The sequence below is a fragment of the Streptomyces sp. WAC 04229 genome (assembly GCF_003947455.1).
Taxonomy (GTDB): Bacteria; Actinomycetota; Actinomycetes; order Streptomycetales; family Streptomycetaceae; genus Streptomyces.
Genome location: NZ_QHJH01000357.1, coordinates 1 through 2,903 on the forward strand (window position 1 = coordinate 1; position 2,903 = coordinate 2,903).

The 2,903-nt window shown below is 69.7% G+C and carries 4 protein-coding genes and 1 pseudogene; 4 read left to right on the plus strand and 1 reads right to left on the minus strand.

Going from position 1 to position 2,903, the window contains the following annotated elements; all coding sequences use genetic code 11:
• A pseudogene (locus tag DMH12_RS38015) lies at nucleotides 1–601 on the plus strand (AMP-binding protein); the annotation flags it as partial.
• A gap of 53 nt (nucleotides 602–654) precedes the next feature.
• Here the strand turns inward: DMH12_RS38015 and rdlB are convergent.
• Entirely contained in the window at nucleotides 655–1,056 is a 402-nt protein-coding gene (gene rdlB, locus DMH12_RS38020; protein ID WP_163016269.1) for a rodlin RdlB, read from the minus strand.
• Nucleotides 1,057–1,318: 262 nt separating this feature from the next.
• Between rdlB and rdlA the strand changes: the two genes are divergently transcribed.
• From rdlA to DMH12_RS40400, 3 genes are all read left to right on the plus strand, one after another.
• On the plus strand, nucleotides 1,319–1,717 hold the full coding sequence (gene rdlA, locus DMH12_RS38025) for a rodlin RdlA (protein ID WP_125495809.1): 399 nt from the start codon (nucleotides 1,319–1,321) through the stop codon (nucleotides 1,715–1,717).
• A 285-nt stretch (nucleotides 1,718–2,002) separates the two neighbouring features.
• The gene (gene chpD, locus DMH12_RS38030; RefSeq protein ID WP_125495810.1) at nucleotides 2,003–2,230 is read left to right on the plus strand and encodes a chaplin ChpD; all 228 of its coding nucleotides are present in this window, start codon (nucleotides 2,003–2,005) and stop codon (nucleotides 2,228–2,230) included.
• 136 nt (nucleotides 2,231–2,366) lie between these two features.
• Nucleotides 2,367–2,903, plus strand: a 537-nt coding sequence (locus DMH12_RS40400) for a chaplin (RefSeq protein ID WP_312024001.1), incomplete at its 3' end; no start/stop codon positions are given.

Sequence of the window (2,903 nt, forward strand, 5' to 3'; positions counted from 1 at the left end):
CCGTATCCGCATCGCCGCCGACGGCGAGATCCTCGTCGCCGGCGAGCAGGTCCTGCACGGCTACTGGGACCCCCAGGCGGGCGGCGTCGTCCCGGCCGCCCCCGACGGCTGGTTCGCCACCGGCGACCTCGGCTCCCTCGACGACGACGGCTACCTGACCATCACCGGCCGCAAGAAGGACCTGCTGGTCACCTCCGGCGGCAAGAACGTCTCCCCGGCCGTCCTGGAGGACCGTCTGCGCAGCCGCCCGCCCGTCGCGCAGTGCCTCGTCGTCGGCGACAACCGCCCCTTCGTCGGCGCCCTGATCACCCTCGACCCGGACGCCGTCGCCCACTGGCTGTCGGTGCGCAAGCTGCCCGCCGACACCCCGATGTCCGAGGTCGTACGGGACGAGAGGATGCGGGCCGACGTCCAGAAGGCCGTGGACCACGCCAACGCGGCGGTCTCCCGGGCCGAGTCGATCCGCGCATTCCGGCTGGTCGAGGGCGAGTTCACCGAGGAGAACGGGCTGCTGACCCCGTCGCTGAAGGTGAAGCGGCACGCGGCCGTCGCGGCGTACGCGGACGCCATCGAGGCCCTGTACGCGCCGCCCGGGCGCTGACACGCGAAAGGGGCGGACCGCCGTCTGCCCGGCGGCCCGCCCCTCGGCCGATGTCAGCCCTTGCCGCCCTCGCCGTTCGCCGACAGGATCGACACGTCCTCCAGCAGGTGGGCCAGCGCGCCGTCGCGCTTGGTCTGCGTGGAGTTCTCCGCGCACTGCTGGTTCAGGTCGTCCGACAGGACCGGGATGTCCTGGATCGGGATCAGTCCGACGACGCTGACCGGGATGTCGCTGACCGCGATGCACGGCTTGTTGAACGACCCCTGGATGAGCGCCATCTGCGGGCTCATGTTGCCGTGGGTCGCCGAGTTGCCGAAGTACTGCGAGGCCCCGTTCCCGTTGGCCGAGACGGGCCCGCTGTCGTCGCCGATCGCCATCGCCTGCGGGGCCGCGGCAGCGGAGGCGCCCATGACGGAGGCGGCGATCGCCGCGTAGGCGGCTACCTTCTTGATCACTGGCCAGTCCTTTCTGAGGAAACCCCGTCCACCGGAGCGCACTGGTCAACTCCACGAGTCCGGCCGGGTTTCTCCCGTTCACTCGGTCGGCGGACACGGGAAGCCCGTACGGCTCCTTGATTCCACCGGTATTCCGGCGATCCGACTGGCCCATTTCGGGATCCGGTGGAGGCCCAACCGGGTGAACGCCCGAAACCAATCATCGCGCACCGGGTTGATGAGGCCGTAGGACAGTGCGTCGCTACGACGAAAGGAACGCGAAGTGCTCAAGAAGGCAATGGTCGCCGCGGCGGCTGCCGCTTCTGTGATCGGTATGTCGGCTGCCGCCGCTCCTCAGGCTCTTGCCATCGGGGACGACAACGGGCCGGCCGTGGCCAACGGCAACGGCGCCAAGTCGGCGTTCGGCAACTCGGCGACCAAGGGCGACATGAGCCCGCAGCTGTCGCTGGTCGAGGGCACGCTGAACAAGCCGTGCCTGGGCGTCGAGGACATCAACGCCGCCGTCATCAACCTCGTGCCGGTCCAGGACATCAACGTCCTGTCGGACGACCTGAACCAGCAGTGCGCGGACAACTCCACGCAGGCCAAGCGGGACGGCGCCCTGTCGCACGTCCTGGAGGACCTTTCGGTTCTGTCGGCGAACGGCGAGGGCGGGCGCTGAGTCTCCCGCCCAGCCCGGGCGGCCCGCTGACCTCCCCGTGGGCCGCCCGGTCGTTCCCGGCCCGGGGTTTCGCCGAGCAGCGGTTGACATCGTCGCTCTTCTGGGGGAATGGCCGGGCCGTGTCGTGAGGCATCCGAGTGAATTTCGGGGTGTCCCACGTTCGGTAGTTGCTCCGGCCGTCAATTCCTCGTTTGCAGGCTGCAGGTCATGGTGCGAGCCGTCAATGCTGTGCTCGCGCGGCTTTTCGGCCGCCATTCAGGCATGACCGCAGAGAAGGGAAAGTTCATGAAGAAAACCGCTGCCGTCGTCGCGGGCGCGATCATGGCTCTCGGCATGGCCGCCCCGGCCTTCGCCGACGCCGACGCCCAGGGCGCTGCGATCGGCTCCCCGGGCGTCCTGTCCGGCAACGTCGTCCAGGTTCCCGTCCACGTTCCCGTCAACGTGTGCGGCAACAGCATCAACGTCGTTGGTCTGCTGAACCCGGCGTTCGGCAACGAGTGCGAGAACGACTGACGTCGTTCCGCACCGACCGGCTGCGTCACGGCCGGCCTCGGCCAGCTTGTTTGGTTCGGGGCCGGCTCTTCCCCTTTCCGCAGCCTGTCCTCCGGATCGTTCTCCAGCCATCTCTACAAGCAGGAAGACAACGAGAGTGCGACAGACTCTGAGCAGGGGGATGGTCGCGGCTGCCGCCGCGACGGGCATCCTTTCCCTGTGCGGCAGCCCCGCCCTGGCCGACTCGAACGCGGACGGAGCCGCCAAGAACTCGCCGGGCGTCGCGTCCGGCAACGCCCTCCAGGCCCCGGTCGACGTGCCGGTGAACGTCTGCGGCAACACGGTCGACGTGATCGCGGCGCTCAACCCCGCCTTCGGCAACGAGTGCGAGAACGACTCGGACGAGCAGAAGAAGAGCGGCTCCGGCGCGGACGCGTCCGTGGCGTCCGACACCGACGCTGCCGACACCGACGCTTCCGGCACCGACGGGAGCAGGGCCGACGCGAGCGCCGCCGCCGTGGGTTCGCCGGGCGTCGGCTCCGGCAACGCCCTCCAGCTCCCGATCGAGGTGCCGGTCAACCTCTGCGGCAACACGGTCGACGTGATCGCCGCGCTCAACCCGGTCTTCGGCAACGAGTGCGAGAACCGCTCGGAGGAGCCCCCCGGCTACGGCGAGGAGGAGCCGCCGCCCCCC